Annotated in this window: 21 protein-coding genes; 16 read left to right on the forward strand and 5 right to left on the reverse strand. The window is 62.3% G+C overall.

Features of this window, described 5'->3' with window-relative positions; translation table 11 throughout:
• The first annotated feature begins 29 nt into the window (after positions 1-29).
• A complete protein-coding gene (gene recO / locus JL474_RS13950; RefSeq protein WP_203142523.1) occupies positions 30-758 on the forward strand; it encodes a DNA repair protein RecO in 729 nt (242 codons plus the stop codon).
• Positions 748-1,488 (forward strand): pyridoxine 5'-phosphate synthase, encoded by a 741-nt coding sequence (pdxJ, locus tag JL474_RS13955; protein ID WP_123635819.1) that lies wholly within the window; start codon positions 748-750, stop codon positions 1,486-1,488. The genes recO and pdxJ overlap by 11 nt, the downstream gene beginning before the upstream one ends.
• 20 nt (positions 1,489-1,508) lie before the next feature.
• Here the strand turns inward: pdxJ and JL474_RS13960 are convergent, their stop codons facing one another.
• Complete coding sequence (locus JL474_RS13960) at positions 1,509-4,388, reverse strand: response regulator (RefSeq protein WP_203142524.1); 2,880 nt, start codon at positions 4,386-4,388, stop codon at positions 1,509-1,511.
• Between the two features lie 378 nt (positions 4,389-4,766).
• On the opposite strand from JL474_RS13960, the gene cysM reads away from it, so the two are divergent.
• The 5 genes from cysM to JL474_RS13985 all read left to right on the forward strand — a co-directional run bounded on the left by cysM (position 4,767) and on the right by JL474_RS13985 (position 10,920).
• On the forward strand, positions 4,767-5,660 hold the full coding sequence (gene cysM / locus JL474_RS13965; protein WP_203142525.1) for a cysteine synthase CysM: 894 nt from the start codon (positions 4,767-4,769) through the stop codon (positions 5,658-5,660).
• 52 nt (positions 5,661-5,712) lie between these two features.
• Complete coding sequence (gene rlmD / locus JL474_RS13970) at positions 5,713-7,056, forward strand: 23S rRNA (uracil(1939)-C(5))-methyltransferase RlmD (RefSeq protein WP_203142526.1); 1,344 nt, start codon at positions 5,713-5,715, stop codon at positions 7,054-7,056.
• A gap of 135 nt (positions 7,057-7,191) precedes the next feature.
• Complete coding sequence (gene relA / locus JL474_RS13975; RefSeq protein ID WP_123635815.1) at positions 7,192-9,432, forward strand: GTP diphosphokinase; 2,241 nt, start codon at positions 7,192-7,194, stop codon at positions 9,430-9,432.
• Positions 9,433-9,446: 14 nt separating this feature from the next.
• Complete coding sequence (mazG, locus tag JL474_RS13980) at positions 9,447-10,304, forward strand: nucleoside triphosphate pyrophosphohydrolase (protein WP_203142527.1); 858 nt, start codon at positions 9,447-9,449, stop codon at positions 10,302-10,304.
• 271 nt (positions 10,305-10,575) lie between these two features.
• Positions 10,576-10,920, forward strand: a complete 345-nt coding sequence (locus tag JL474_RS13985) for a pilin assembly protein (RefSeq protein ID WP_123635813.1) — start codon at positions 10,576-10,578, stop codon at positions 10,918-10,920.
• Positions 10,921-11,140: 220 nt separating this feature from the next.
• Here JL474_RS13985 and JL474_RS13990 read toward each other — a convergent pair whose 3' ends face one another.
• Positions 11,141-11,374 carry a hypothetical protein gene (locus JL474_RS13990; RefSeq protein WP_123635812.1) on the reverse strand — a complete coding sequence of 78 codons (234 nt, stop codon included), beginning with the start codon at positions 11,372-11,374 and terminating at the stop codon, positions 11,141-11,143.
• Positions 11,375-11,583: 209 nt separating this feature from the next.
• On the opposite strand from JL474_RS13990, the gene ppc reads away from it, so the two are divergent.
• The 7 genes from ppc to JL474_RS14025 all read left to right on the forward strand — a co-directional run bounded on the left by ppc (position 11,584) and on the right by JL474_RS14025 (position 19,601).
• Positions 11,584-14,226 carry a phosphoenolpyruvate carboxylase gene (ppc, locus tag JL474_RS13995; protein ID WP_203142528.1) on the forward strand — a complete coding sequence of 881 codons (2,643 nt, stop codon included), beginning with the start codon at positions 11,584-11,586 and terminating at the stop codon, positions 14,224-14,226.
• Positions 14,227-14,317: 91 nt separating this feature from the next.
• On the forward strand, positions 14,318-15,694 hold the full coding sequence (locus JL474_RS14000; RefSeq protein ID WP_123635857.1) for an aminoacyl-tRNA deacylase and HDOD domain-containing protein: 1,377 nt from the start codon (positions 14,318-14,320) through the stop codon (positions 15,692-15,694).
• 443 nt (positions 15,695-16,137) lie between these two features.
• Positions 16,138-16,791: an adenylate kinase gene (adk, locus tag JL474_RS14005; RefSeq protein WP_203142529.1), complete on the forward strand. Its 654-nt coding sequence runs from the start codon at positions 16,138-16,140 to the stop codon at positions 16,789-16,791.
• Between the two features lie 38 nt (positions 16,792-16,829).
• Positions 16,830-17,525, forward strand: coding sequence for a tRNA (adenosine(37)-N6)-threonylcarbamoyltransferase complex dimerization subunit type 1 TsaB (gene tsaB, locus JL474_RS14010; protein WP_203142530.1), 696 nt, complete (start codon positions 16,830-16,832; stop codon positions 17,523-17,525).
• A 116-nt stretch (positions 17,526-17,641) separates the two neighbouring features.
• Positions 17,642-18,439 (forward strand): undecaprenyl-diphosphate phosphatase, encoded by a 798-nt coding sequence (locus JL474_RS14015; protein WP_203142531.1) that lies wholly within the window; start codon positions 17,642-17,644, stop codon positions 18,437-18,439.
• Between the two features lie 40 nt (positions 18,440-18,479).
• Entirely contained in the window at positions 18,480-18,800 is a 321-nt protein-coding gene (locus tag JL474_RS14020) for a UDP pyrophosphate phosphatase (protein ID WP_203142532.1), read from the forward strand.
• A 9-nt stretch (positions 18,801-18,809) separates the two neighbouring features.
• On the forward strand, positions 18,810-19,601 hold the full coding sequence (locus JL474_RS14025) for a class I SAM-dependent methyltransferase (RefSeq protein WP_203142533.1): 792 nt from the start codon (positions 18,810-18,812) through the stop codon (positions 19,599-19,601).
• Between the two features lie 16 nt (positions 19,602-19,617).
• On the opposite strand, the gene plsB is transcribed toward JL474_RS14025, so the two are convergent.
• Entirely contained in the window at positions 19,618-22,083 is a 2,466-nt protein-coding gene (gene plsB / locus JL474_RS14030; protein ID WP_203142534.1) for a glycerol-3-phosphate 1-O-acyltransferase PlsB, read from the reverse strand.
• Between the two features lie 155 nt (positions 22,084-22,238).
• Here plsB and nudC point away from each other — a divergent pair, with 155 nt between their 5' ends.
• Together nudC and murI are read left to right on the forward strand one after the other, a co-directional pair.
• Entirely contained in the window at positions 22,239-23,039 is an 801-nt protein-coding gene (gene nudC / locus JL474_RS14035) for an NAD(+) diphosphatase (protein WP_203142535.1), read from the forward strand.
• Entirely contained in the window at positions 23,036-23,860 is an 825-nt protein-coding gene (gene murI / locus JL474_RS14040) for a glutamate racemase (protein WP_203142536.1), read from the forward strand. Before nudC ends, murI begins: the two co-directional genes overlap by 4 nt.
• 9 nt (positions 23,861-23,869) lie before the next feature.
• Here murI and JL474_RS14045 read toward each other — a convergent pair whose 3' ends face one another.
• Both JL474_RS14045 and JL474_RS14050 read right to left on the reverse strand, forming a co-directional pair.
• Positions 23,870-24,880 carry a DUF2156 domain-containing protein gene (locus JL474_RS14045; protein ID WP_203142537.1) on the reverse strand — a complete coding sequence of 337 codons (1,011 nt, stop codon included), beginning with the start codon at positions 24,878-24,880 and terminating at the stop codon, positions 23,870-23,872.
• An 82-nt stretch (positions 24,881-24,962) separates the two neighbouring features.
• Positions 24,963-25,616, reverse strand: a complete 654-nt coding sequence (locus JL474_RS14050) for a class I SAM-dependent methyltransferase (protein ID WP_203142538.1) — start codon at positions 25,614-25,616, stop codon at positions 24,963-24,965.
• Positions 25,617-25,890 lie beyond the last annotated feature (274 nt).

The following is a 25,890-nucleotide window of genomic DNA, read 5'->3' on the forward strand; positions in this document are numbered from 1 at the left end:
CCGGATGACACCAGGAGACGACCTGAGGCATGACTGACAGGGTCGACCAGGAACCCGGCTATGTCCTGCATCGCCGGAACTACCGTGAAACCAGCCTGATGGTGGACCTGTTTTCCCTCAACCACGGTCGCCTGACGGTGGTGGCGCGCGGTGCCAACAGTCCCAAAAGCCCCCTCAAAGCGCAGCTGCAACCGTTCCAGCCCATGCTGCTGGCCTGGCAGGGGCGCTCTGATCTGAAAACGCTGACCTCGGCCGAAAGCCGCATGGGTCCGGACCTGCGCCGGACCGAGCGGCTGTACTGTGGCCTCTATCTGAACGAATTGCTGCAGCGCCTGCTGCCCCCGGCAGAGCCCTTCCAGACCCTGTTCGCCCACTACATCGAAACCCTGGATGCCCTGGCCGAAACGGACGATTTCGAGCCCACCCTGCGGCGCTTCGAGTGGCACCTGATCGAGGCGATGGGCTACGCCTTCGACTGGGCGATGACCATGGATGCCGGCACGCCCGTGACGGCCGGCGGTGACTACTACTATGATCCGGAGCAGGGATTGCAACGCGAACCCGGCCCCGGCAGCCTGCTGCGGGGCTTGCGTGGTGAGGTGCTGCTGGAACTGGCGGATCACCGGCTGGAGTCTGTGGAAGCCCGGCGCACGGCCAAACGCGTGATGCGGGTGCTGATCGATCATCTCTTGCAGGGGCGACCGTTGCACAGCCGATCCCTGTTCACTCAATCGCGAGGAGACAAGCATGAATCCTAGAGTGTTGCTGGGCGTCAACGTGGACCACGTGGCGACGCTGCGCCAGGCCCGTGGAACCCGCTACCCGGATCCGGTCCAGGCTGCCCTGTTGGCGGAAGAAGCCGGTGCCGACGGAATTACCATTCATCCGCGGGAGGATCGGCGCCACATCCAGGATCGGGACGTGATGCTGATGCGGGACATGCTCAACAGCAAGATGAACCTGGAGATGGCGGTCACCGATGCCATGCTTGCGTTTGCCGAGCAGGTGCGTCCGCCGTGCGTGTGCCTGGTGCCGGAGAAGCGGGAGGAGCTGACCACCGAGGGCGGCCTGGACGTGGCCGGTCAGGAAGAGCGGGTGGCCCGGGCCTGCGAGCGGCTCGCGCGCATCGGCGCTGAAGTGTCCCTGTTTATCGACGCCGACCAGGACCAGATCGACGCCGCCGCGCGTTGTGGCGCCCCGGTCATCGAGATCCACACTGGCCACTACGCCGACGCGGAAACGCCCGAGGCCGTGGAAGCGGCCTTCAAACAGGTGGCCAATGGCGTTGCCTATGCCCGTTCACTGGGGCTGATCGTCAATGCCGGCCACGGCCTGCACTATCACAACACCGAGCGGGTGGCGGCGATCCCGGGCATCAATGAGTTGAACATTGGCCACAGTATTATTGCCCGGGCCCTGTTCACCGGGATGAAAGAGGCCGTACGGGACATGCGGGCCATCCTCGACAAGGCCGTCGAGTCGCGTTAACCGAAAGGACGCCCGCCCGGTCAGGTCGGGTCGGCGGTAGCGCCGACCTGGCCGCGGAACATGCCCTGCCAGTCCGTCTCCTCGGACCAGATCAACAGGCGGTCGATGGCCGCCATCAGCGAACGGGTCAAGGGTTCGCGCTCGTCGCTGTCCCGTTTGATGGCCGTTTCCAGCGTCTCCGCGATACTGCGCAGTTCCGGTACCCCGCAGTAGCGGGTGGCGCCGTGCAGCTTGTGTACCCGCTCCAGCAATTCGGCGTTGTCGCCTTTCTCAAGCAGTTCCCGAATGCTGCTCTGGTCGAACGTCACCTGCTCCAACAGCATGCTGAACAACTCCTCGGCCAGATCCGCCTTGCCGGCGGCGAGTCGAATACTCTCTTCAATGTCTACGCAGGGCAGCTGTTTCTCCCGGCTGGACGGGCGGATGCTGCGCTGCTGGGTCTCGTGTCGCGAGGTCGTGGGCCGCTCGTCAACGATGCCTGGACCGCGGTAGCCGGTGTGCCGGTACAGGGTGTCCAGCAATTGCTGGTTGCTCACCGGCTTGGCCAGGTAGCCATCGAAGCCCTGGCGCAGTAACCGATCCTTCTCTTCCGACAGCGCGTGAGCGGTCAGGGCAATGATGGGCACCGGCGGCTGCCGGTCGTCCAGTTGGCGGATGCGGCCGGTGGTTTCCAGCCCGTCCATGCCCGGCATCTGCAGGTCCATGAAAATCAGATCGAAGCGGGTCTGGCGCGCCTTGCTCAGCGCCTCGAAGCCGCTGGTGGCGCCTTCCGCATGCACCTTGCAATCCGCCAACAGCGTCAGCACCAGCTTCAGGTTGGCGTCGTTGTCGTCCACGGCCAGGACGCGGGGCGTCTGGTCCGACGCGGGCGTCGGCAGCTCGGCCGGCTGGGTGTCGGGCAACGCCTGATCCGGGGCGTGGGTGCCGTGAATCAGCATGAACAGCTCGTCGTACAGGCGGTCACGGCACACCGGTTTGGACACATGCCCGCTGGAAACGCCGGCGAGATGGCCGTCCTGATCGTCCAGGGTGGGGGTCAGCAGCAGGGTGCGGCAGTCCCGCTCCACTTCCAGCGTATGGAACATTTCCCGGTACTGGCTGGAGTGCAGGAGGTGGCGGGTGACGCCGATCATGGCCACGGCGTAGCCGCGGTTTTCGTACTGGGCCTGTTCCACCTTCTCCAGCAAATCGCCGGGTGAGGTGGCTTCGTCCACACTGATGCCCCAGTCCCGCAGCAGGTGAGTCACCGCCAGGGCGGTGGTTTTCTGCTGTTCGAGATAGATCACCCGCTCGCGTTGCAGGCCATCCCGCGGTGCGGGCGGCTCGGCATTGCGGGCCACTTCGGTGGCCAGGGTGAACCAGAACGTGGAGCCGCGGCCAAGTTCGCTGTCCAGGCCGATGTCGCCGCCCATCTCTTCGACCAGGCGCTTGGAAATTACCAGCCCCAGGCCTGTGCCGCCATACTGGCGCGCGGTCGACGCATCCGCCTGGCTGAAGGCATTGAACAGGGATTGCTGCTGTGCCCGGGACAGCCCCACACCGGAATCGGTGACGCTGAACCGCAGAACCACGCTGAAGCCTTCGGCATCCTCTTCCTCCAGGCTGGCGCGCAGGACCACTTCGCCGGTCTGGGTAAACTTGATGGCGTTGTTGACCAGGTTGGTAATGACCTGTTTCACCCGTAACGGGTCACCCATCACCGTGTCCGGCACGTCGCTGTATATTAGCGGCACCAGGTCGAGGTTCTTGGCGTGGGCGGCGGGGGCCAGCATCACCATGACTTCCTCGATGGTATCGCGCAGGCCGAAGGGTATGCGGTCCAGCACCAGTTTGCCCGCCTCGATCTTGGAGAAGTCGAGGATGTCGTTGATGATGGTCAGCAGGATTTCCGAGGACTTGCGGATGGTGTTGAGGTGGTCCCGCTGCTGCTGGGCCGCTGGCGTTTTCAGCAGCAGTTCGGTGAAGCCGATGATTCCGTTTAGCGGGGTGCGGATCTCGTGGGACATGTTGGCCAGGAATTCGGACTTGATGCGGCTGGCCTCCAGCGCTTCCTTACGGGCCAGGTCCAGTTCGATATTCTGGATCTCGATGGTCTCCAGGGTTTCCCGCAGGTCCTCAGTGGCCTGGTCGATGTTCTGCTGCATTTCCGCCTGGGCTTCGCTCAGCTCCTGGGCCATGGCGTTGAGGCCGGACTCCAACTGCTCGAACTCCGGTCCGGCCCGGGTGTGGACGCGGGTCTTGAGGTCGCCTCCCTTAAGTTTGGCGACCGCCGAGTTCAACTCGAAAATAGGGTCAGTCACGTTGCGACTCATGCGCAGGGCAATCAGGACGTTCAGCGCGATCCCGCCAAGGATGAGCAGCAGACTGATCAGCAGGGCCTTGTAACGCTCGGCGTCGGTGCGGGTGTGGGACATTTCCACGGCGGCCCAGCCAATCGGCTCGACGGCGCTGGGGGCGGTCTTGCGAGACTCCATGTCGAGCATGCTGTCGATCATCAGGTCCTGCAGGAACACCGGGGCGATAAAGACAGAGCTGTTCTCGCCGGGCAGCGTCACGGTTTTCTTGTCGGTCAGCTTCTCATCACCAATTTCGTCGGACAGGCTCGGACCGGTGTGCAGCAGGCGTTTGCCCTTGGCGTTGAAAAAGGTAATGGAGCGAACATCCTGCTCTTCGAGCAGCGCATTGGAGAGGTTGTTCAGCAGGCTGCGGTTGCCGGTGAACATGCCGTATTCAGAGGCGGCGGCCAGTTGCCGGGACAGGGATTCGCCGCGGTCCCGCAGTAGGTGCTCGATGTTGCCGACCCAGCTCTGGGTGAAGAAGATCCCCAGAATCAGCGTGGTGAGGATGGTCGGCACCAGCGTGACAAAAATGACTTTCTTGCGAATACCCCAGCGTCGCATCGTGCGCTTCCTGATTCCGTCAGCAGGCCTTGTACCGGTTCGTCCATGAGCCTTCCGGAAGTACAAAGCGTCGTCCCTGATTCTTATTGGCACTTCGGCGTCGGGCGATTCGACCACCGGCAAGCCATACTCTCTTGATCGTGAACCCCGACAGAATCGGGAATCGCACCACCGGTCACCCGGCCAGGTAACAGAAAGCCATTTCGCCAGACCCGCTTAGAACCTGCGGTCATTTTAGTAGCGACAAGCTGTATTGGGATACCGGCTGCGATGCGCGTATGATGCGTCGTCAGAGTGTATCACAGCTTGCGGCGGCTGCCGGTGGACCGAACCGACAGTTTTTCCCACAAGTCATTGCTGTCAGGAGTTCGAAAATCCATGCATTTTCCCACCATTGAAGACTACGTCGGTCATACGCCCCTGGTGCGCCTGCAGCGCCTGCCGGGTGACACGTCCAATGTGATTCTGGCCAAGCTGGAAGGCAACAATCCTGCCGGCTCGGTCAAGGACCGGCCGGCCATCAGCATGATCCAGGAAGCCGAGCGCCGCGGTGACATCAAACCGGGCGATACCCTGATCGAGGCGACCAGTGGTAACACCGGCATTGCGCTGGCCATGGCAGCGGCCATCAAGGGTTACCGCATGGTGCTGATCATGCCGGCGAACATGAGTGAGGAACGCCGGGCATCCATGCGGGCTTACGGGGCGGAGATCGTCACCGTCAGCAAGGAAGAAGGCATGGAAGGGGCCCGCGACCTGGCGGCCCGGATGCAGCAGGAAGGCAAGGGGCGTGTGCTCGACCAGTTCGCCAACCAGGACAATCCGCTGGCCCACTACCGCACCACCGGGCCGGAGATCTGGGAGCAGACCCAGGGGCGGATCACCCATTTTGTCAGCTCGATGGGAACCACCGGCACTATTATGGGCGTGTCCCGCTACCTCAAGGAACGCAATCCGGATATCCAGATCGTCGGGTTGCAACCTTCGGATGGTTCCTCCATTCCGGGCATCCGCCGCTGGCCCCAGGAATACCTGCCTAAAATCTACGATGCCGCCCGGGTCGATCAGGTGCTGGATGTCGACCAGAAAGACGCTGAAGACACCATGCGGGCGCTGGCCCGTGAAGAGGGGATCTTCTGCGGTGTCTCTTCCGGCGGGGCCATTGCCGCCGCGCTGCGCCTCTCGGAGCAGGTTGAGAATGCCGTCATCGTCGCCATTATCTGTGACCGGGGCGACCGGTATCTGTCCACCGGCGTTTTTCCCGGCGCCTGAAGTTGAAAGAGGCGGGCCAAAACCGGCCCGCCAAGCCTGACCGGAATACCTGATGAGTAAACGACGTAGAAGAAAAGTCCTGCCTGCCGAACCGATCCACTGCCAGATTGAAAAGCTGAGTCACGATGGCCGGGGGATTTGCCACCTCGACGGCAAGACCCAGTTCGTGGATGCCGCCCTGCCGGGCGAGTCGGTGATGGCCAAATACGTGAGCACGCGCCGCAGCTTCGATGAACTGCGGGCGCTGGAGGTGCTCGAGGCATCGCCGGAACGTGAGACGCCGCCGTGCAAGTTCGCCGATCTGTGCGGCGGCTGCAGTCTCCAGCATATGGCGCCGGATGCCCAGATTGCGTTCAAGGAACAGACGCTCAAGGAACACTTTGCCCATTTTGGGGGCATTGAGCCGGAAGAGTGGATAGCGCCGATGCGCTCGCAAGGACTGGGTTATCGCCGCAAGGCTCGCCTGGGCGTGCGCTTCGTGCCCAAGCGCGACGCTGTTCTGGTGGGTTTTCGGGAGAAGCGCAACAGCTTCCTGACCGATATCGACCGCTGCGTGGTGATGGATCCCCGCATCGGCGAGCGGATCAGCGACCTGCGTGAACTTTTTTACGGCATGGAGGCCTATCGTACCATCGCTCAGGTGGAAGTGGCCTGCGGTGACGATGTGGCCGCCATGGTTTTTCGTAACATGGAGACCCTGTCTGAAAGCGACACGGACAAACTGATCGCTTTCGGAAAGGCGCATGAATTGCATATCTATTTGCAGCCGAAAGGGCCCGATACGGTTCACCGGATCTGGCCGGAGAGCGCGGGGCGGGATGACGAGCGTCTGTCCTATCGACTGGATGATTTTGACGTCACCCTGCAGTTCCACCCGATGGACTTCACGCAGGTGAATGCCGAGATCAACCGCAGCATGGTGCGCCAGGCGCTGGACTGGCTGGCCCCGCAGGACGACGAGCGGGTCCTGGACCTGTTTTGCGGTCTGGGTAACTTTACGCTGCCATTGGCCCGCAAGGCGGGCCAGGTCGTCGGTGTGGAAGGTGACGATGCCATGGTAGTGCGCGGCCGGGAAAACGCCGAGCTGAACGGTCTGGACAACATCCGTTTTCACGGCGCCAACCTGCAGGGCGATTTTACCGGTGAGGCCTGGGCCGCCGAGGGGTTTGACAAGATCCTCATCGACCCGCCCCGGTCCGGTGCCCAGGAAGTCTGTGAATACCTCACGGCTTTCGGGGCCCGCCGCATTGTGTATGTATCTTGCAACCCGGCGACACTCGCCCGGGATGCCGGCGTGTTGGTGGACAAGGGCTATCGTCTGGTCAAGGCCGGGGTGATGGATATGTTCCCGCACACCACGCATGTTGAATCAATGGCCCTGTTCGAGCGCGTTTAACGCGGCCTCGACGCCAAATACAACAACACGGGGCCGGTGTTGCGAATGCCCTGGGAGGCTGCCGCTGGCGGTACAGGCGCCGCCAGGTAACCAGTCTTCCTGTTCGCGACAGTCATAAAGGGAAAGTGGACCGCTATGGTGAAGGTTCGAGAAGATTACGCCGTGACCACGGATGGTCAGGTGGACATCGAAGGTTGGGTCCGGCACATCCAGGCCCAGACCACCCTTGAGGATGTGGATCAGTTTCGTCGCGCCTGCGAGAAGGCCGCGCTCATCGATCTGCAGGCCGTTCGTGAAGACCGGCTGTGGGCGCCGGGTGCCAGCAGTTTTCGCACCGGCGTCGAGATGGCCCAGGTGCTGGCGGAACTGCACCTGGACCAGACGGCCCTGGTCGCCGCCATCCTGTATCGGGCGGTTCGTGAAGAGCGGGCGACCCTCGAGGAGATCCGCGAGGAATTCGGCGACGATGTCGCCCGTCTGATCGATGGTGTCCAGCAGATGGCCGCCATCTCGTCCCTGCACCATCCGCTCAAGGGCAACGTGCTGGGCCAGAGCCAGGGGCAGCTGGACAACGTCCGCAAGATGCTCGTGACCATGATCGACGATGTCCGTGTGGCCCTGATCAAGCTGGCGGAACGGACCTGTGCCATCCGGGCGGTCAAGAGTGCGCCCCCGGAAAAGCGCATGCGCGTCGCCCGCGAAGTGTTCGACATCTATGCGCCGTTGGCTCACCGCCTGGGGATCGGCCACATCAAGTGGGAACTGGAAGACCTCTCGTTCCGCTACCTGCACGAATCCGCCTACAAGAAAATCGCCAAGCTGCTGGACGAAAAGCGGCTTGACCGGGACCAGTACGTCAAGCGGGTCCTGGCGGACATCAAGCACGAGCTGGATCTCGCCGGTATCCAGGGGGAGCTGTCGGGCCGGGCCAAGCACATCTACAGCATCTGGCGGAAAATGCGACGCAAGGGCATCGATTTCAGTCAGGTCTACGACGTGCGCGCCTTCCGGATCCTGGTGCCCACGGTGCGCGACTGTTATTCCGCCCTCGGCATCGTGCACAGTCTCTGGCGGCACATTCCCAACGAGTTCGACGACTACATCGCCAGCCCCAAGGAAAACGGTTACCAGTCCCTGCACACCGCGGTGATCGGCCCCGAGGGCAAGGTGATGGAGGTCCAGATCCGGACCCGTGCCATGCACGAGGAGGCGGAGTTGGGCGTGTGTGCCCACTGGCTTTACAAGGGCATGGACACCGGCAACAAGTCCACCGGCTACGAGGCCAAGATCAATTGGCTGCGCCAGGTGCTGGAATGGCAGGAGGATCTGGGCGACCTGTCGGGTCTGGTGGATCAGCTCAAGACCGACGTCACGCCGGACCGGGTCTACGTCTTCACGCCCGAGGGTCATGTGGTGGATCTGCCCCAGGGCGCGACGCCGGTGGACTTCGCCTACCGGGTGCATACCGAGGTGGGGCATGCGTGCCGCGGAGCCAAGGTGAACGGGCGCATCGTGCCGTTGACCTATCCGCTGAAGACCGGCGACCAGGTGTTCATCCTGACCTCCAACAACCCGGCACCCAGCCGCGACTGGCTCAATTCCAGCCTGGGCTACATCCAGACCTCGCGGGCGCGGGCCAAGGTGACCCACTGGTTCAAGGAACAGGATCGTGACCGTAACGTGGTCGATGGCCGGGCCATTCTCGAGGACGAGTTCAAACGCCTGTCGATCTACGAAGTGGACCTGACCCAGCTGGCGCAGAAGGTGAATTACCAGACGGCCGACGACATGTTTGCCGCCGTGGGTGCCGGCGACCTGCGCCCGACGCACGTGGCCAACATCGCCCAGCAACTGGTGGAGCCACGACGTCAGCAACTGGACCTCAAGCTCCAGGGCACCCGCCACCAGACCTACGATGCCGATTCGGACATCCAGATCCAGGGGGTGGGCAAGCTCAAGACCCAGGTGGCCAAGTGCTGCAAGCCGCTGCCCGGCGACCCCATCGGCGGCTACATCACCGTGGGGCGGGGCGTGACCGTGCACCGGCAGGATTGCCTGACCTTCCTGCACCTGCGCGAGTACGAACCGAACCGTATCATCGAGGTGAACTGGGGCGGCCGCCAGGAGGCGGTCTATCCGGTGGACATCGAGATCGAGGCGTACGACCGGTCCGGCCTGTTGCGGGACATCACCACCATCCTGGCCTCGTCCCGGACCAACGTGCTGGCGCTGAATACCCTGTCCAACAAGGACGACAATTCCGCCACCATGACCGTCACCGTCGAGATCGAGAGCCTGGAGCAGCTGGCCAAGCTGCTGGCCCAGATCCGCAACCTGCCCAACATCATGGGCGTTCGACGCAAGCGCAGCCAGTAATCATGGAGTGAAGCATGTCCCGAACCTATGACATCGACGACCTCAAAACACTGATGGCGCGCCTGCGCGATCCGGAGATCGGCTGCCCGTGGGACTGCAAGCAGGACTTCCGCAGCATCGTGCCTCACACGCTGGAAGAAGCCCACGAAGTGGCCGACGCCATCGAGCGGGAAGACTATCCCCACCTGAAGGACGAGCTGGGTGACCTGCTGTTCCAGGTAATCTTCTATGGCCAGTTGGGGGCGGAAGCGGACCACTTCGATTTCGATGCCGTTGTCGATCACCTGGTGCGCAAGCTGATTCGCCGTCACCCACACGTCTTTCCCGAAGGCACGCTGGAAAGCCGGGTGGATCCGGCCAACCGGCCCACCGACGAGCAGATCAAGGCCAGCTGGGAGCGCATTAAGGCGGAAGAGCGGGCGGCCAAGCCCGAGCCGGTCTCTGAAACCAGCCGGCTGGACGGCATTGCCGGGTCGTTGCCGGCGATGGTGCGCGCCGAGAAGTTGCAGCGCCGGGCGGCCAGCCATGGTTTTGACTGGCCCGACATTGAGCCGGTCTTCGACAAACTGCACGAGGAAATCGACGAGCTGAAGGAAGCCTGGGCTCATACGCGGCAGCACCCTGAAGATCGTGATGCGCTGGAAGACGAGCTGGGGGACCTTTTATTCGTGTGCGTGAATCTGGCACGCTTCCTGAAGGTCAATCCGGAACAGGCACTGAGACGCACCAATCGGAAATTCGATGCACGCTTTCGGGCCATCGAGCGGGAGCTTGCCTCACAAGGGCGCGAATTCGATGACCAGACACTCGAGCAACTGGATGCCATCTGGCAATCCGTGAAGGGTGTCGAGAAGGCCGCGAACGACAGCTGACATGCCACCCGGTCTCACTGCTGAATACCTTTACGCAGGGCGTTGATTCGGAAGCTGACTAGGTACAATCCGTAACGATATCACGCAGTAAGCCGCACATCGTTCAGCTACACTTTCAGTACGCGTCATCGGTTATCCGCCGGGATTGCGACATCCGTTACGTCAGAGAGGCTTTGTCCTGACGCAACGCTCAAATAAGAAGTACACCGCAAGGGCACTCAAAAGGTTCCTGCGCGGTCTTGATCGAGCACTGAAGCGGGAGCGTTGAACCATGAAGATCAAGGATCTGGTGAAGTATTGGGATAAGCATGCACGTGGTCGCCTGAGCCGGGACACGTTTGAGGCTGCACTGTCTGAGCAGCATCAGGCACGCCTGGAAAAGCTGGCCGAGCTTTACCCGATGAAGTCGCCACAAGACCTGATCCGTGACCTGGTCTCTGCTGCGCTGGACGAGCTGGAAACCAGCTTCCCCTATGTCCAGGGCACCCGGGTTGTCGCCTTTGACGAGGATGGCTTTGAAATCTATGAGGACGAGGGCCTCACGCCAAGATTTGTCAGCCTGAGTCAGAAGCACATGCAGGATCTGAAGGCGCGGCAGCTCGAAACCGCCGCCTGAAGGCCTGAAAGACCAGTAACAAGCCAGCCCGGCGGCTGGCTCTCTCCCTTCGGGGTCGCCGGCCGGCGGCCCTGAGAAGCACTCGACTCTCTCGAATAAGTCTCCGAACGATGGACGCCCAGACACAGCGGGCTCGTCTCGATGCGTCGTCATATACCGGGTGTGGAAAGGGGCGACCGGGGTGCTGGCACGCGCCCCGGGGTAAAAGCGGTCCTGTCTCTTATTTCTTCACGGATTCCAGCTTGCCTTTCAGCGGCGTTTGCCGGGTCAGGTCATCCAGGGCGGCGCCGATCATGTCGTTCAGGATGTCGGTTTCGGTCCGGTCCGGGTACAGCTCCGCCAGGGCCGCGATACGGGCGGCGTCTTCCAGCGGAAGGCGCAGGGTATAGCTCTGGGGCCGTTCGTCTTCTTCTTTCTTGCCTTCCCAATGTGCGGGCAGGTCAGTCACTTTCATGGGTTGTCCTCACGTTTTTCGCGGCGATAGTACGCCTCCAATAAACACCTTTGAGGCTGTGATTTCAATCGAATGAATCATGGATGTATTTTAGCAGCCTGTGATGATGTGGCGGTAACAGGCTGTTATATTGAAATGCGATTTGCTTCACAGAGGGCTGGCCGGTGATGGGGTAGCCCGGAAACACGAGAGAGGGACGATAGCGCACCATGACCGAACTGCATCCAGATCTGAGGGAAAATGTCCGCATGCTGGGCGAGCTGCTGGGCGACAGTATTCGCAAATTTCCGGGCCAGGACTGCTTTGACCTGATTGAGGAAATTCGCGCCGCTGCCAAGGCCGACCGGCGCCAGGAAAGCGGTTCCGGCCAGCGGCTGGAAAAGCTGCTCAGCGATCTCAGCGACGATCAGATGCTACCGGTCACCCGCGCCTTCAGTCAGTTTCTCAACCTGGCGAACATCGCCGAGCAGTACCACGGTATCCGCCGCAAGCAGGGTCACCACGCCGATATGATGGTGGAGTCCCTTGGCGATGTGTTCCAGCGTTTGCTGGAACAGGGCGTCGATCCGGACGAACTGCATCGCCGGGTCACGGAGCTCAGCATCGAATTTGTACTCACGGCGCACCCGACCGAAGTCACCCGTCGCACACTGATCCTCAAGTACGATGAAATCTCCAACTGCCTGGGGCAGCTCGATCACGACGACCTGCTGCCGGTCGAACGCAATGAAATCACCACCCGACTGCGACAGCTGATCTCCGAAGCCTGGAATACCGACGAAATCCGCTACCAGCGCCCGACCGCCGTAGACGAGGCCAAATGGGGCTTTGCCGTCATCGAGAACAGCCTGTGGGAGGCTCTGCCGCGCTTCCTGCGCAGCCTGGACCGCTCCCTGCGCGAGGCAACCGGTAAGGGCCTGCCCATCGATGCCGCACCGATCCGAATCGCCTCCTGGATGGGCGGCGACCGGGACGGCAATCCCAACGTGACCCACGAAGTGACCCGCGAAGTGTTCTGGCTGGGCCGCTGGATGGCCGCTGATCTCTACCTGAGGGACATCCAGACCCTGCGCGCCGAGCTGTCCATGTGGGAAGCGACGGATGAGCTGCGCGCCCAGGCCGGCGAGACCCGCGAACCCTACCGGGCGATCCTGGGCCAACTGCGTGAGCGTCTGCTGAAGACCCGGGACTGGGCCGAAGCCTGCGTCAACGGCGAGCCGGCGGACGATAGCGATATCCTGTTCGGAAATGAGGAACTGATCCGACCGCTGCAGCTGTGCTACGACTCGCTAGTGGCCTCCGGCCTGGACGAAATCGCCGATGGTCTGCTGCTGGATACACTGCGTCGCGTACACACCTTCGGCTTGCCGCTGGTGAAGCTGGACATCCGCCAGGAGGCCGGCCGCCATGCCGAGGCGGTGGCCGAGATCGTCAGCGAGTTGGGACTGGGCGACTACAGCAGCTGGGACGAGACCCAGCGTCAGGAATTCCTGGTTCGGGAGCTGCAGAGCCGCCGGCCGCTGGTGCCGCGCCACTGGAATCCCTCGGACAACGTCCGGGAGGTGCTCGACACCTGCGCCGTGGTGGCCAAACAGACACCGGAATCCCTTGGCTCCTACGTGATTTCGATGGCCAGCCAGCCCTCGGATGTGCTCAGCGTTATCCTGCTGCTGCGGGAGTCCGGCATGCAGCACCCGATGCGCGTGGTGCCGTTGTTCGAAACCCTGGACGACCTGCGCGGCGCGCCGGCGACCATGACCGCGCTGTTCAGCGTCGACTGGTATCGCCGGTATTGTGCTGATCGCCAGGAAGTCATGATCGGCTACTCCGACTCCGCCAAGGATGCCGGCCAGATGATGGCCGCCTGGGCCCAGTACCAGGCCCAGGAAGCCCTGACGGATGTCGCCGCCGAATACGGTGTACACCTGACCCTGTTCCACGGCCGTGGCGGCACCGTCGGTCGGGGCGGCGGTCCGGCCAACCGGGCGATCCTGTCGCAGCCACCGGGCTCGGTGAACGGCAGTTTCCGGATCACCGAGCAGGGCGAGATGATCCGCTTCAAGTTCGGCCTGCCCAAGTTGGCGGAACAGAGCCTGACCCTATACGGCACCGCCGTGATCGAAGCCACCCTGGCGCCGCCACCCGCCCCGGAAAAGCCCTGGCGGGACATGATGGACTGGCTGACCGAACGATCGCTCCAGGCCTACCGTGAAGTGGTGCGCGAGAATCCGGATTTTGTGCCGTACTTCCGCCAGGCAACACCGGAGCAGGCGCTGGGTAAACTGGCACTGGGCAGTCGACCGGCGCGTCGTAAGCCGACTGGCGGTGTGGAAAGCCTGCGGGCCATTCCCTGGATCTTCGCCTGGACCCAGATGCGCATGATGCTGCCCAGCTGGCTGGGCAGCGATGTGGCCCTGAAAGAGGCGGCCGAAGCCGGGCATGAGCCGATCCTGCGCGACATGATGGCTCGCTGGCCGTTCTTCAAGACCTATGTCGATATGCTGGAAATGGTGTTGGCCAAGGCCGATCTACGTATCGCCAGCTATTATGAAGAAACGCTGGTGGAGCCGGCCTACAAGCCGCTGGGTCAGGATCTGCGGGAGCGCCTTGCCGGCTGTATCCGCCATGTGAAGGCACTCAAGCAGCAGGATGAGCTGCTGCTCGACGAGCCGGTGTTTGCCCACTCCCTGCGGGTGCGCAATCCCTATACCGACCCGCTGCACTACCTGCAGGCCGAGCTGTTGCGCCGTGACCGGGAAGGTGAGGGACAGGGCAAAGTGCCCGAACAGGTCGAGAGGGCGCTCAAGGTCACCATGGCGGGGATCGCCGCGGGGATGCGGAACACCGGCTGACCGGTTGCAAAGACGAGCCGGGCCGTATCCCGAACCCATCGGTTTCGGTTACGCTTGGGTTATGTAGGTTTGTATGACAGGGGTAGTGGGCGTGCCGGCATCAGCCAAGCTGGAAATGTTCCTCAATCGCAAGGGTATCGATTACGAGACGGTCAACCACGACGAAATGCCGAGTTTCGATGTGGCCGTCTCCAGCGCGGGCCTGCCTCAGCACGAGGTGCTGCGGGCCACCCTGCTGATCGATCTCAATGGCGTGGTCATGGCGGTTCACAGCTACCAGACCGCGATCGACGTCGACGCCGTGTCACAAGTGACCGGCCGCCGCCTGCAACTGCTCACCGCCCGTCAGGCTGACCGGCTTTTCGCGGACTGCGAGCCCGGGTTCCACCCACCGGTGGGGGCTGCCTATGACGTGCCGGTGGTTGTGGATGCGCCGGTGCTTGAGATGACGCATGCCTACCTGACGTCCGGCTCCAATAATAGCCTGCTGCGGCTGGATGGCCGGGCACTGCGCCTGGTTCTGGCCGGGGCCCGCAAAGCCCGCGTCAGTATCGTTGACGAGGCCCACGACCTGGGCGAGGGGCGCAATTCGGACATTACGCTGGACGAAGTCGCCCGGCGTCTGCAGAAGCTCTATCGCCTGCCACCGATGCCGGCCCTGGCTCTGAAGATCCTGCGCCTGACCGCCAATCCCGAGGCCACCGCCAAGGAGCTGTCGGATCTGATCGAGTACGACCCCAGCCTCTCGGCCCAGATCATGCGCTACGCCCGTTCGGCGCTGTTCAACTACCCGGGCCAGATCAATTCCGTGCAGGAAGCGGTCACCCGCGTGCTGGGCTTCGACCGGGTGGCGCACGTCGCCATGGGGATCGCTTCGGTGCGTGCCTTCGACGTGCCGCGTGACGGGATGTTGGGCACGGACGCCTTCTGGCGCCATTCCCTCTACTGCGCTCACCTGTGCCAGCAGATGGCCGCCTTCAAGGGCGTCGATAAGGGGCTGGCCTATTTGTGCGGCCTGCTGCACAACTTCGGGCTGCTGCTGGTGGGGCATCTGTTTCCGGCGGAATTCGACCAGCTCAATCGCCTGCGCGAGGCCAACCCGGAACAGAGCATGCGCACCCTGGAAATGCAGGTGTTCGGCGGCGACCAGGAATTCCTCACCGTGGGTCACGGGGCCATTGGCGGCATCCTGCACCGTCTCTGGCAACTGCCGGACGCGGTGGTCAAGACCGCCGGCATGCACCAGCACCTGGAGTACGAAGGGGATCACGCGGACCATGTTCACATGGTCCAGCTCGCTAACGGCTTGCTCAAGGGGAAAGAGATCGGCGACGAGTTCAATCCCGACGACACCGTCGCGCTGGCCGATTCCCTGGGTTTCACCGACGCCGATGTGGCGATGTTCCTGTCCGCGACGGACGATGTGGCCCAGGAGCTGGATGAGCTTGCCCGCACGCTGGCGGCTTAGGGCAACCCGACGACCGCTCAGGCGCGCATCAGACGTCCCTGGTTTACCTGGGTAATGTTCGTACCTTAGTACCCTTTCTATAGCCGGCCCGAGTTCGTATAATGCCCGATCCTTTTACTGCGCGGGTGGACGAGCTGACGCTTGCGGCTGGCGATTCATGCCCGGTTTGCTCTCGGTTCGCGCACAATGGTTCCCGTGGTGGCAGCAGATGGCCAGGGGCTCGGGTTGAGGCTGCGGCGGCCTGCAAGAACGGGACACCGTCGTCACGACCCATCTCAGATTCCGGATCGGTTCGCCATGAGCGGCCGGCGATAAAGAATAAAAGTGCCCGTCTGTCAGACACCCGAATGGGGGCAGGCGCGGTGTGCGATGTTTGATCGGTTGCAGGTTCATCCTCCCGATTCCGCACGACGATTTCATCGATAAACGGGAGCAATTCCACTATGAGAATCATTCTGTTGGGCGCGCCAGGCGCAGGTAAGGGTACCCAGGCCCAGTTCATTACCGAGAAGTTTGGTATCCCCCAGATTTCCACCGGCGACATGCTGCGGGCTGCCGTGAAGGCGGAATCCCCGCTGGGCCTGGAAGTGAAGGAAATCATGGCCACGGGCGGTCTGGTGCCGGACGAGACCATCATCGCGCTCATCAAGGACCGGATCCAGGAAGATGACTGCAAGAACGGCTTCCTGCTGGACGGCTTCCCGCGCACGATCCCTCAGGCTGAAGCGCTGAAGCAGGAAGGTGTGGTCATCGACTACGTGGTGGAAATTGCCGTCGACGACGAGGAAATCGTCAGCCGACTGTCTGGCCGTCGCGTGCACGAAGCCAGCGGCCGCATCTATCACGTCAAATACGATCCGCCCAAGGTTGAGGGCAAGGACGACGAGACGGGCGAACCGCTGATCCAGCGCAACGACGATTCCGAGGAAACCGTGCGCAATCGCCTGCGGATCTACCACGAGCAAACCGCGCCCCTGATCGGCTATTACCAGGACTGGGCCAAGCAGGACGCGGACGCAGCACCGACCTACGTTCGCGTGGACGGCATTGGCACCATGCCCGAAATCCGCGATCAGATCCTCAACAAACTGCAGTAAGGCGGCCGACCCGATCGGCTGTTAAAACCGGCGTTCGCATGAAACTACTGGCACTGGATACCACCGCCGAGGGCTGTTCCGCAGCCCTCTGGACAGACGGCACGCTGTTCGAGCGTGCCATCCGGTCGCCACGGGGCCATACCCAGCACCTGCTGCCGATGATCCGGGAGTTGGTGGATGAAAGTGGTGTGGCCCTCGCAGCGCTGGACGCCCTGGCTTTTGGCCGTGGTCCGGGTTCCTTTACCGGGCTGCGCATCGCCACTGGTGTGGTGCAGGGCCTTGCCTTTGGGCTCGACCTGCCGGTCGTCCCCGTTTCCTCCCTTGCCGCTGTGGCCTCCCGGGCCCTGCGAACCGGAGCTGCTGGAGAGGGTGATGGCATCGCCGTCGCTTTCGATGCGCGCATGAGCGAGGTCTACTGGAACTGTTATTGCATCCATGAAGGTCGGGTACAATCCACCGCTCAGGAGCGGGTCTGCCCACCGGATCAAGTGGCGCTATCCGGTGACGTCAGCCGTTGGCTGGGTGCCGGTTCCGGCTGGAATCTCGTGGATCAGATGCCCGAACCTGTCAGAGCCGCAATGTTGGCGACCCATCCGGACTGGTATCCTCTGGCCGCGGACATCGCCACCCTGGCGGTGGCTGACTGGCCCGACGGTCCGACCGTGCCTGCCGAGCAGGCGGCCCCGGTCTACGTTCGGGACGAAATAACCTGGAAGAAACTGCCGGGACGATAGCGCGCCCTCAAAACGTCGGGCCACCCAAGGTGCTGCTGGCCAGTATCCGAAGGTCTTTGCGCGTCTGATCCGTAGCTGAGCCCGGTGCTGTCCATCTCAAGCAGGAAGCCGTTTTCATGGAACTCTGGCATACGTTTGCCCTGGCCATCATCCAAGGCCTGACCGAATTTCTCCCCATCAGCAGCTCTGCCCATTTGATCCTTCCCTCGCAAGTGCTCGGCTGGAGCGACCAGGGCCTGGGTTTCGATGTGGCTGTCCATGTGGGGACGCTCCTCGCCGTGGTCTGGTATTTTCGCCAGGACGTTATGCGGCTCACCGGCGCCTGGTTCAGTGATACCGCCCACCGTCGACTGACCGAAGACAGTCGCCTGGCCTGGGCGATTATTGTCGCGACGATCCCCGCCGGTCTGGCCGGGATTGCGTTTGAGCACGTCATTGAGACCCAGTTACGTTCTGCGCTGGTGATCGCCATCGCGACCATCGGGTTCGGTGTGGTGCTCTGGTGGGCGGATATCGCCGGGAAACGCGAGAAGGGATTGCCCAGCCTGGGCTGGCGGGATGCGGTGCTGATCGGTCTGGCCCAGGCGCTGGCGCTGATCCCGGGAACGTCGCGTTCGGGCATCACGATGACGGCGGCATTGTTCCTGGGATACCAGCGTGATGCCGCTGCGCGCTTCTCCTTTTTGCTGTCGATTCCCCTGATCATTGCCGCGGGCCTGCTCAAGTCCATCGAACTGGCGCAGACCGGAACCGAGTCCCAATGGGCGGATGTCCTGATCGGGGCGGGCGTGTCGTTTGTCAGCGCCTTGCTGTGTATCCATCTGTTCCTGCGCTTCCTCGAGAAACTCGGTTTCCTGCCCTATGTGATTTACCGTTTGTTACTGGGCGCTGTCTTGCTTTTGGTGGTATTGTGATCGAATCTGACTCGATGAGATTCTCAGGTACTATCAGTCCATGATTGGCGGGATCAACTCCAACGTCTACACGCCTTTACCGTCCGATCGCGCTGCCCAGCGGGATTTGGAGGTTCAGGCGCGTGACAACAACCGGAACAGTGTCGTCTCGGAGCAGTCGCCCCGACGCGATACGGTGGATCCGGAGCGGCTGGAACGACGAGTCCAGGCTCGGCAGGCGTCCGAGGACGCCAAGCTGGAGCAGTTTCGTGCCGACGACATTCCCGCGCGTAATGCCCGTGCACTCGACGTGTTCAACGGCGTCGCCAGCCAGCGAGATGACGGCGATGTCGAGCTGGCGGGCATTGATATTCACGTATAAGCCATTGCGATGACCTCTTCCTCCCTGGCCGTCGCCTGCGGCGACAGCGCCTTCCTTGAGCGCGCTCACCAACTGGCGCATGAGCTTTCATTACCCTGTCTTGAGTGTATCGACCCACGCCGTGTGAGTGACGTACCGGTCCTGCTTTGGCTGGACGAAGCCGGTTTGGCGCTGCAGATGACGGGGCGCAAGGTGCCGGGCCCGGTGCGTGCCGAATTTGTCTCCGGCAAGGCCGGCTACCGCCGTGAACACGGGGGTGGCGCGGGGCAACTGGTGGCCAAAGCGGTTGGCCTGAAGCGAGCCAGTGAACCGTTGCATGTGCTGGACGCCACCGCCGGACTCGGTCAGGACGCCTATGTACTGGCGGGGCTGGGTTGCGAGCTGACCCTGCTGGAGCGCTCACCGGTCATTCATGCGCTGCTGGCGGATGGGCTGACGCGGGGGGCGGGCGATGAGCACGCGGCGCCGCTGGTGGCCCGGATGCGCCTGGAAGCGGGCAACAGCATTGACTGGATACAGACCCGGCCGGGTCCGCTGGCGGATGTGATCTACCTGGACCCCATGTTCCCACACCGCGACAAGTCGGCCCTGGTCAAAAAGGAAATGGCGCTGTTCCGGCCCATTGTCGGCGATGACGACGATGCACCGGACTTATTGGCTGCGGCGCTGGACAAGGCGCGCTATCGGGTGGTGGTCAAGCGGCCGCGCAAGGCGCCGACGATTGACGGACCGCCACCGACCACGCAACTGGAAGGCAAGAGCAGCCGCTACGACATATACGCCCTGAAAGCGCTGCCATAGCGGCTGCGGCCGTGCGTCAGGCGCCCAGCATCGTGACTTGCTGGATCGCCTGGCGCTTCTCCAGGTTCAGCACCAGCCGGGCGTCTTCCGCCACTTCATCCAGCCCTTCGGTATAGCAAAGCAAGTCGTTCTCGTCGGTGGTGAGAATCTCGTTGGTCTGCAGGTTGTTGATGAAGTTGCGGAACAGCATCTTGTCGAAGAACTCCGGTGCGTTCACGCCAAACAGGATCGACATGCGCTGGGCCATCAGGGTGCTCTGTTCCTCCAGCTCACTGGCCGAGATCCGGCCGGAGCCGTACTTGCGCAGGATCGCGATGGAGATGTGGTAGCGCTCCAGCGTCTGGATGATGAAGCGGGACAGGGCACGCAACCGCAGTGCTGCCTCGGTACCATCCGCCGGCCGGCAGACGCGATCGCCGTCCAGGGTCAGCAGCTGGCGCTCGACCAGCACGTCGATCCAGTGTTCGATGACCGGATCGACCGCCTCGTCCGAGTACTGCAGGAACAGCTCGGACTTGATGTAGGGATAGACCGAGCTGGCCAGGAACACCACGCGCTCGCGCTTGAGCGTGGAGAAGTTCTCGAACAGGCTGGCGATCAGGGCCGGCAGCGCGAACAGGTGCTGGATGTTGTTGCGGTAATAGGTCATCAGGATGGCGTTGTTGCCTTCCAGGGCGATGATGTCGCCCAGGTCCTGGTTGTAGCGGGTGATCAGGCCCATGTTTTCGCCGTAGGCAATCCAGTCTGTACCGGTGCCTTCCGGGTAGGTCACGTGCGGCGAGTAGGGGGCTGAACGGATCAGATCACAGAACTCGTCCATCAGTCGAACCAGCAGTCGCTCGTCCATCGCCAGGCGCTGCGCGGAAAGCAGCACCGTCGCCAACATGCCGATCGGGTTCACGGCCACGGCGGCGTTGATGTGCTCGGCCACGCGATCAGACAGGACATCCACGGCCTGGTTCAGCCAGCGGGGGCGGTAGTCGGCGTCGTAGGCTTCTTCCTGCCACGCCGGATGCACGTCATCCAGCACCTGGCTGAGGCGGATCGGATCGCCGAAGTTCACCGCGACCTTGCCGAAAGAGTTGGTCAGTTTGCGGGCGGTCTTGGCCAGCGAGAAGATGCTTTCTTTCTGCTTCTTCTTGCCACGCAGTTCGCCCAGGTAGCTGCGACCCTCCATGACCTTTTCATAGCCGATGTAGACCGGCACGAAGACGATCGGTTTGCGATGGTCCCGCAGGTAGCTGCGCACCGTCATCGACAGCATGCCGGCGCGTGGCTGCAGCATTCGACCGGTCCGGCTGCGGCCACCCTCCACGAAATATTCCACCGAGTACCCGCGGGAGAACATGACGTGCATGTACTCGTTGAACACGGTGGCGTAGAGCGGGTTATCCTTGAAGCTGCGGCGCATGAAAAAGGCGCCGCCGCGCCGCAGGATGGGACCCACGATGGGCATGTTCAGGTTGATCCCGGCCGCAATGTGCGGGGGCATCAGGCCGTTGCGGTAAAGCACGTAGGACAGCAGCAGGTAGTCGATGTGCGAGCGGTGGCAGGGCACGTAGACCACGGCGTAATCCTTGGCCACGTCCTGAGCCACTTCGATGTTATTGACGGCCACCCCGTTGTAGATGCGGTTCCACAACCAGGACAGTACCACCTCCAGGAAGCGGATGGTCACGATGGACATGCTGGCGGCGATTTCGTCGGCGTACTTCAGGGCTTTGGCGCGGACTTTTTCCGGTGGCAGGTCCTTGTCCCGGGCGGTTTCGCGGATGGCTTCTTTCACCGCCGGCGTCTTGACCAGTTCCGCCACCAGGGTACGGCGGTGGGACAGGTCCGGGCCCAGCACGGCCTGACGGACCCGGCGGAAATGGGTACGCAGGATGCGTGCGAGCTTGCGGGTGGCCCGCTCTTCATTATCGCGGAACTCGTTGACCACCTGCTGGATGGAAATCGGGCGGTTGAACTGGACGTAGGTGTTGCGGCCGTGGACCAGGATGATCAGGAATTTCTGCAGGCGACCGGCAACGGACCAGGTGTCCGACAGCAGCAGTTTGAACAGGGATTTTTCCTTATCCGGCGAGCGCCCCCAGAACAGGGTGACCGGCACGATCTGGATGTCCAGTGAGGGATCGTGCAGCGCCATGGCGGTGATCTGCTTGATGCGCGGCGTCAACGCCGGCGAGTGCCGGCGCCGGAACAGTCCGCCAGCACGCTGGTACAGAAAGAAGAACGAGCGACGCGGGCCTTTTTCGGCAGGGAACGGGGCCTGGGAAGAGGGCAGTTCGGCCCGCAGGATCTCCTGCTCCAGGACCAGCCGGCTCGACAGGGAGCTGTACTGCAGCACGTAACAGACCGGCTTATCCGGATCCAGACCCAGCTGTTCCCGGCTGGCACCCATGACGTTGGTGCGCACCCATAAAAACAGGATCTTTCGAAAAAGCGTAAAGAACAGGTCGCTAAGACCCGGGAAAAGTCGCATGCAGACTCCAGTACAACCGTTAAGTGGGCTAAGTTTACTTGCTCGTTCCTGCAGCGCAAAGCACCGACCTCAAACGGCGGCAAAATGTCCCGGCATGACCGACTCTGTGGTACCTTTGCGGGATTGTTTCATCGTGCAGCGAGAGAGAGTGGCGTATGGCAGGCTGGATTCCCGGCTGGTCGGAAACACCGCCCCGGGCGGGCGATGGCTTGGTTCTGGCTCGCGGGCAGTCCGTGATCCGTGCCGCGAATGGCTGGCTTCATGAGGCGACCGCACCGGAAGCGCCCCTGGCGGGTGAAGCGCCGGTGTTCCTCGGCCACCTGGATGGCCGGCGCGTGTTTGTGGCGCTGGCGGAGAAAACCGACGACGACCGCACCTGTGGCTTGCGTGAGGCTTTGTTCAGCGTCGACGAGGACCTGGCGTCCCTGCTCAGTACCGCCAGCCAGGTCTTGCAGTGGCAGCGGGATCACCGGTTCTGCGGTCGTTGCGGCAATCCGACCCGCATGCACGACCGGGAGCGGGCCAAATGGTGTGATCACTGCGCCATTCCCTTCTATCCCCGCCTGGCTCCTTGCGTGATCGTGCTCATTCGTGACGGTGAGCGTCTGTTCCTGGCGCGTTCGAGTCGGCACACCCATGGCTTCTACAGCCTGATTGCCGGCTTCATCGAGCCCGGAGAGAGCGCCGAGGAAGCGGTGCAGCGGGAAGTGATGGAGGAAACCGGCCTCAAGGTGACCAACATTCGATACCAGGCGTCCCAACCCTGGCCGTTTCCGCATCAATTGATGTTGGGTTACTTCGCCGATTACGACGGCGGCGATCTGCAGTTGCAGGCCGATGAGCTGGCCACCGCCGACTGGTTTGCACCGGATCAACTGCCACCGGTTCCGCCGGGCTATACCATCGCCGGTCGACTGATCGAACGGGCCCTCGCGGAGGGGTGCCGCCCGTCGTGAGTGCGCCCCACGTGCTGGTGTTCGACTCGGGCGTTGGCGGCCTGAGCATTGCTGCCTGCCTCCGCGCCCGCCTGCCCGGTGTACGCCTGTCCTATCTGGCCGATACGGCCGGGTTCCCTTACGGCGACCAGCCGGAAGCCACCGTCATTCGTCGGTGTGTCGAGCTGGTCGAGCGACTGATGACCGATGTGCCCGTTGACCTGATCGTCGTAGCCTGCAACACGGCCAGTACCGTGGTGCTACCGGCCCTTCGGGGGCGCCTGGGGATACCGGTTGTCGGTGTGGTACCGGCCATCAAGCCGGCGGCCGCGCTGACGCAGAATGGGCGTCTTGGCGTGCTGGCGACGCCGGCAACGGTGCGCCGGCCTTACACCGACGACCTGATCCTGCGCTTTGCCGCACATTGCGAGGTGACCCGGGTCGGGCATCCCGGTCTGGTGCGCTGGGCAGAAAACAAGGTGACGGGAGAGCCGGTGCCTCTGGAATCGTTGCACGAGGCGGTCAAACCGCTGGGCGATGCCGGTGTCGATACGGTGGTGCTGGGCTGCACGCACTATCCGCTGATCCGCGAGGAGCTGGCACAGGTGCTGCCGAACGTGCATCACTGGGTGGATTCGGGAGAGGCTATTGCCCGGCGCGTGGCGTTCCTCCTGGAGGAAGCCAGCATGGATACGGACGGCGTTCTTGATGAGGGCGAAGTAGGGCTGGCTGCCCGGTTTTCCGGGCCTGCGCCGGCGGCGCTCGATGCCTTCCTGCCCCGGCTTGGATTACAGCCCGGCCCGGTCTGGGACCAGTGGCCGGGCCATTCAGAAACATCCTGACAGGCCGGGTTACACCACCCGGGTCAGCTTGAGCATTGCCAGGAATTCCAGCGTGGGCAGGACCCGCTGATGGCAGCAGTAGGTCTTGAACGATTCCCCGCGGAAACGCGACTTGGTGAACTCCAGTCCCTTGAAGTTGTAGAGGAAGTTCCCTTTGGCGTAGAGGCCGTGGAGGATCTTCTTCAGCAGTTTGGCTTCCTGGGGCTCGGCGGTCTTGTCCAGCGACAGCGGAATCAGGCCGAGATCCAGATAGGGCACGCCCTCGCTCTGGAACACCTCCATGGCATGGGCCATCAGGGTGTAGAACAGCCCCTGGCGGAATTCGGCGTTTGCCCGGGAAATATTCGGCACGTAGCTGATGATCCGGTTGTTCTGGTAGATCGGGTCGAAGTAGATGAATCCCACCGCCTTGCCGTCCTCGTAGGCGTAGAAATGGCGCTCGTTTTCCCGGTAGTCCATTTCCATCGGCCGGATCAGGAACCGGATCTCGTTGCTTCTCACCTTGCGGGTGCGAATCCAGGCCTCGGAAATCTCACGCGTGTGATCATCGCTGAAACGCTCCATGACGGTCACGCCGTTGCGTTGGGCCTGGTTCACGGCGGTCCGGATGATCTGCTTCTTCTTGCCCGAGAGCGACCATTTCTGCAGGTCAATTCGGGACTCGCTGCCAAACTGGGTGCCGTAGAGGCCATAGCGCCGGTGCAGGATGTCGACCACCGGTTTGGACACCTGGATGTAGCTGGCGTTGGGGTGCCGGGCGTGGAACTGCTCGATGATCAGCTCGAAGTGCTCCGGCGCCGCCACCGGATCCGACAGCACGAACGTCATGCCCCATTTGCGCATGTAGGCGATGTAGCCGACGCCCGGCAGGTCAAAGTAATCCATGTTGGGTTGCAGCGTGGAGAACGACTGGGAATGGGCGCCATGCTGCTTGAGGTAATCCACGCGCTGGGAGAAGGTCAGGCGGCCGTCTTCCTGCAGCCCGGCCAACCGGTCCAGGGAAAGGATCTGGTCAGTCATGTTGAGTGTCTCCCGAAAAACCACTGTTCTCACCGGCCCGATTGTTGTGTTGTTGGGGGCCGGCGTGTCCGTGTTGTTGTTATCAGGCCTGCTTCTGGCCCAGGATCGACCAGTAGCAGTTCATGTTCAGCAGCTTGAAGTGCTTCTTGTCGGTGATCTTCAGACCCAGCCGCTGCATGTGTTCCGGATAGTTGTAGATCTTGTGGAACGCGTTGTTGGCCAGCAGCCAGAAGGTAAAGACCGCGCCATACCAGTAGAGCTTCTTGAACAGTCGGGCGAGGGGATTGCCGGTGGGGTAGCTGAAGTCACCGACCACGACGCGGCCATCGTCCCGGGCGAGGCTGATCAGGTGTTCGAGGACCGTCACCATCATGTCCTCGTCGAACACGTTGAGGAAGAAGTTGGCGACGACCATGTCGTACTGCCCGGTCTCGTCAATCTTCATGATGTCACTGTGTATGGTTTTGATGTTCAGTCCCGGTGCTTCTTTCTGCTGGGCTTCGGCAAACTTGCGCAGCATGGTGGCCGACAGATCGACCACCGTGACCTCGGCGCCCAGCTCGGCGGCGCGAATCGCATCCCGGCCGTGGCCAACGCCGGCGAAAAGCACGCGAGTGCCCGGCTGGATGGTTTCAACGTCGAGCATGGCGGTCTTGCAACGGTGGATGCTTTTGCCGCTGTACAGGTTACTGAGGAAGTCGTAGACGGGACCGATGTATTTATACTTGTCGCGCATTGTCGTCACTGCCTGTCCAAGTCAGAGGGAAACCGTCGTCCCGGCCAATCAGGTGGCTCTTGTTGTTCACATGTCGGGGCGAGCGGTGAATCTGTTTTGTTGTTGCTGTGGAAAGGTTAGAAAACTCCTCGATCGAGTTTTGTGCAGCACCCCTCATTTCACGATACAAAAGTTAACGTGAAGCTACGCTTTGCAAACCAAATCAAGAATTTCTATTGGAATGTCGGACAATCCTTTTTGCGAGCCGCATTACGGCTGACAGGAAATGCCCGGG

The organism is Marinobacter mangrovi, assembly GCF_016798325.1.
GTDB classification, from domain to species: Bacteria; Pseudomonadota; Gammaproteobacteria; order Pseudomonadales; family Oleiphilaceae; genus Marinobacter_A; species Marinobacter_A mangrovi.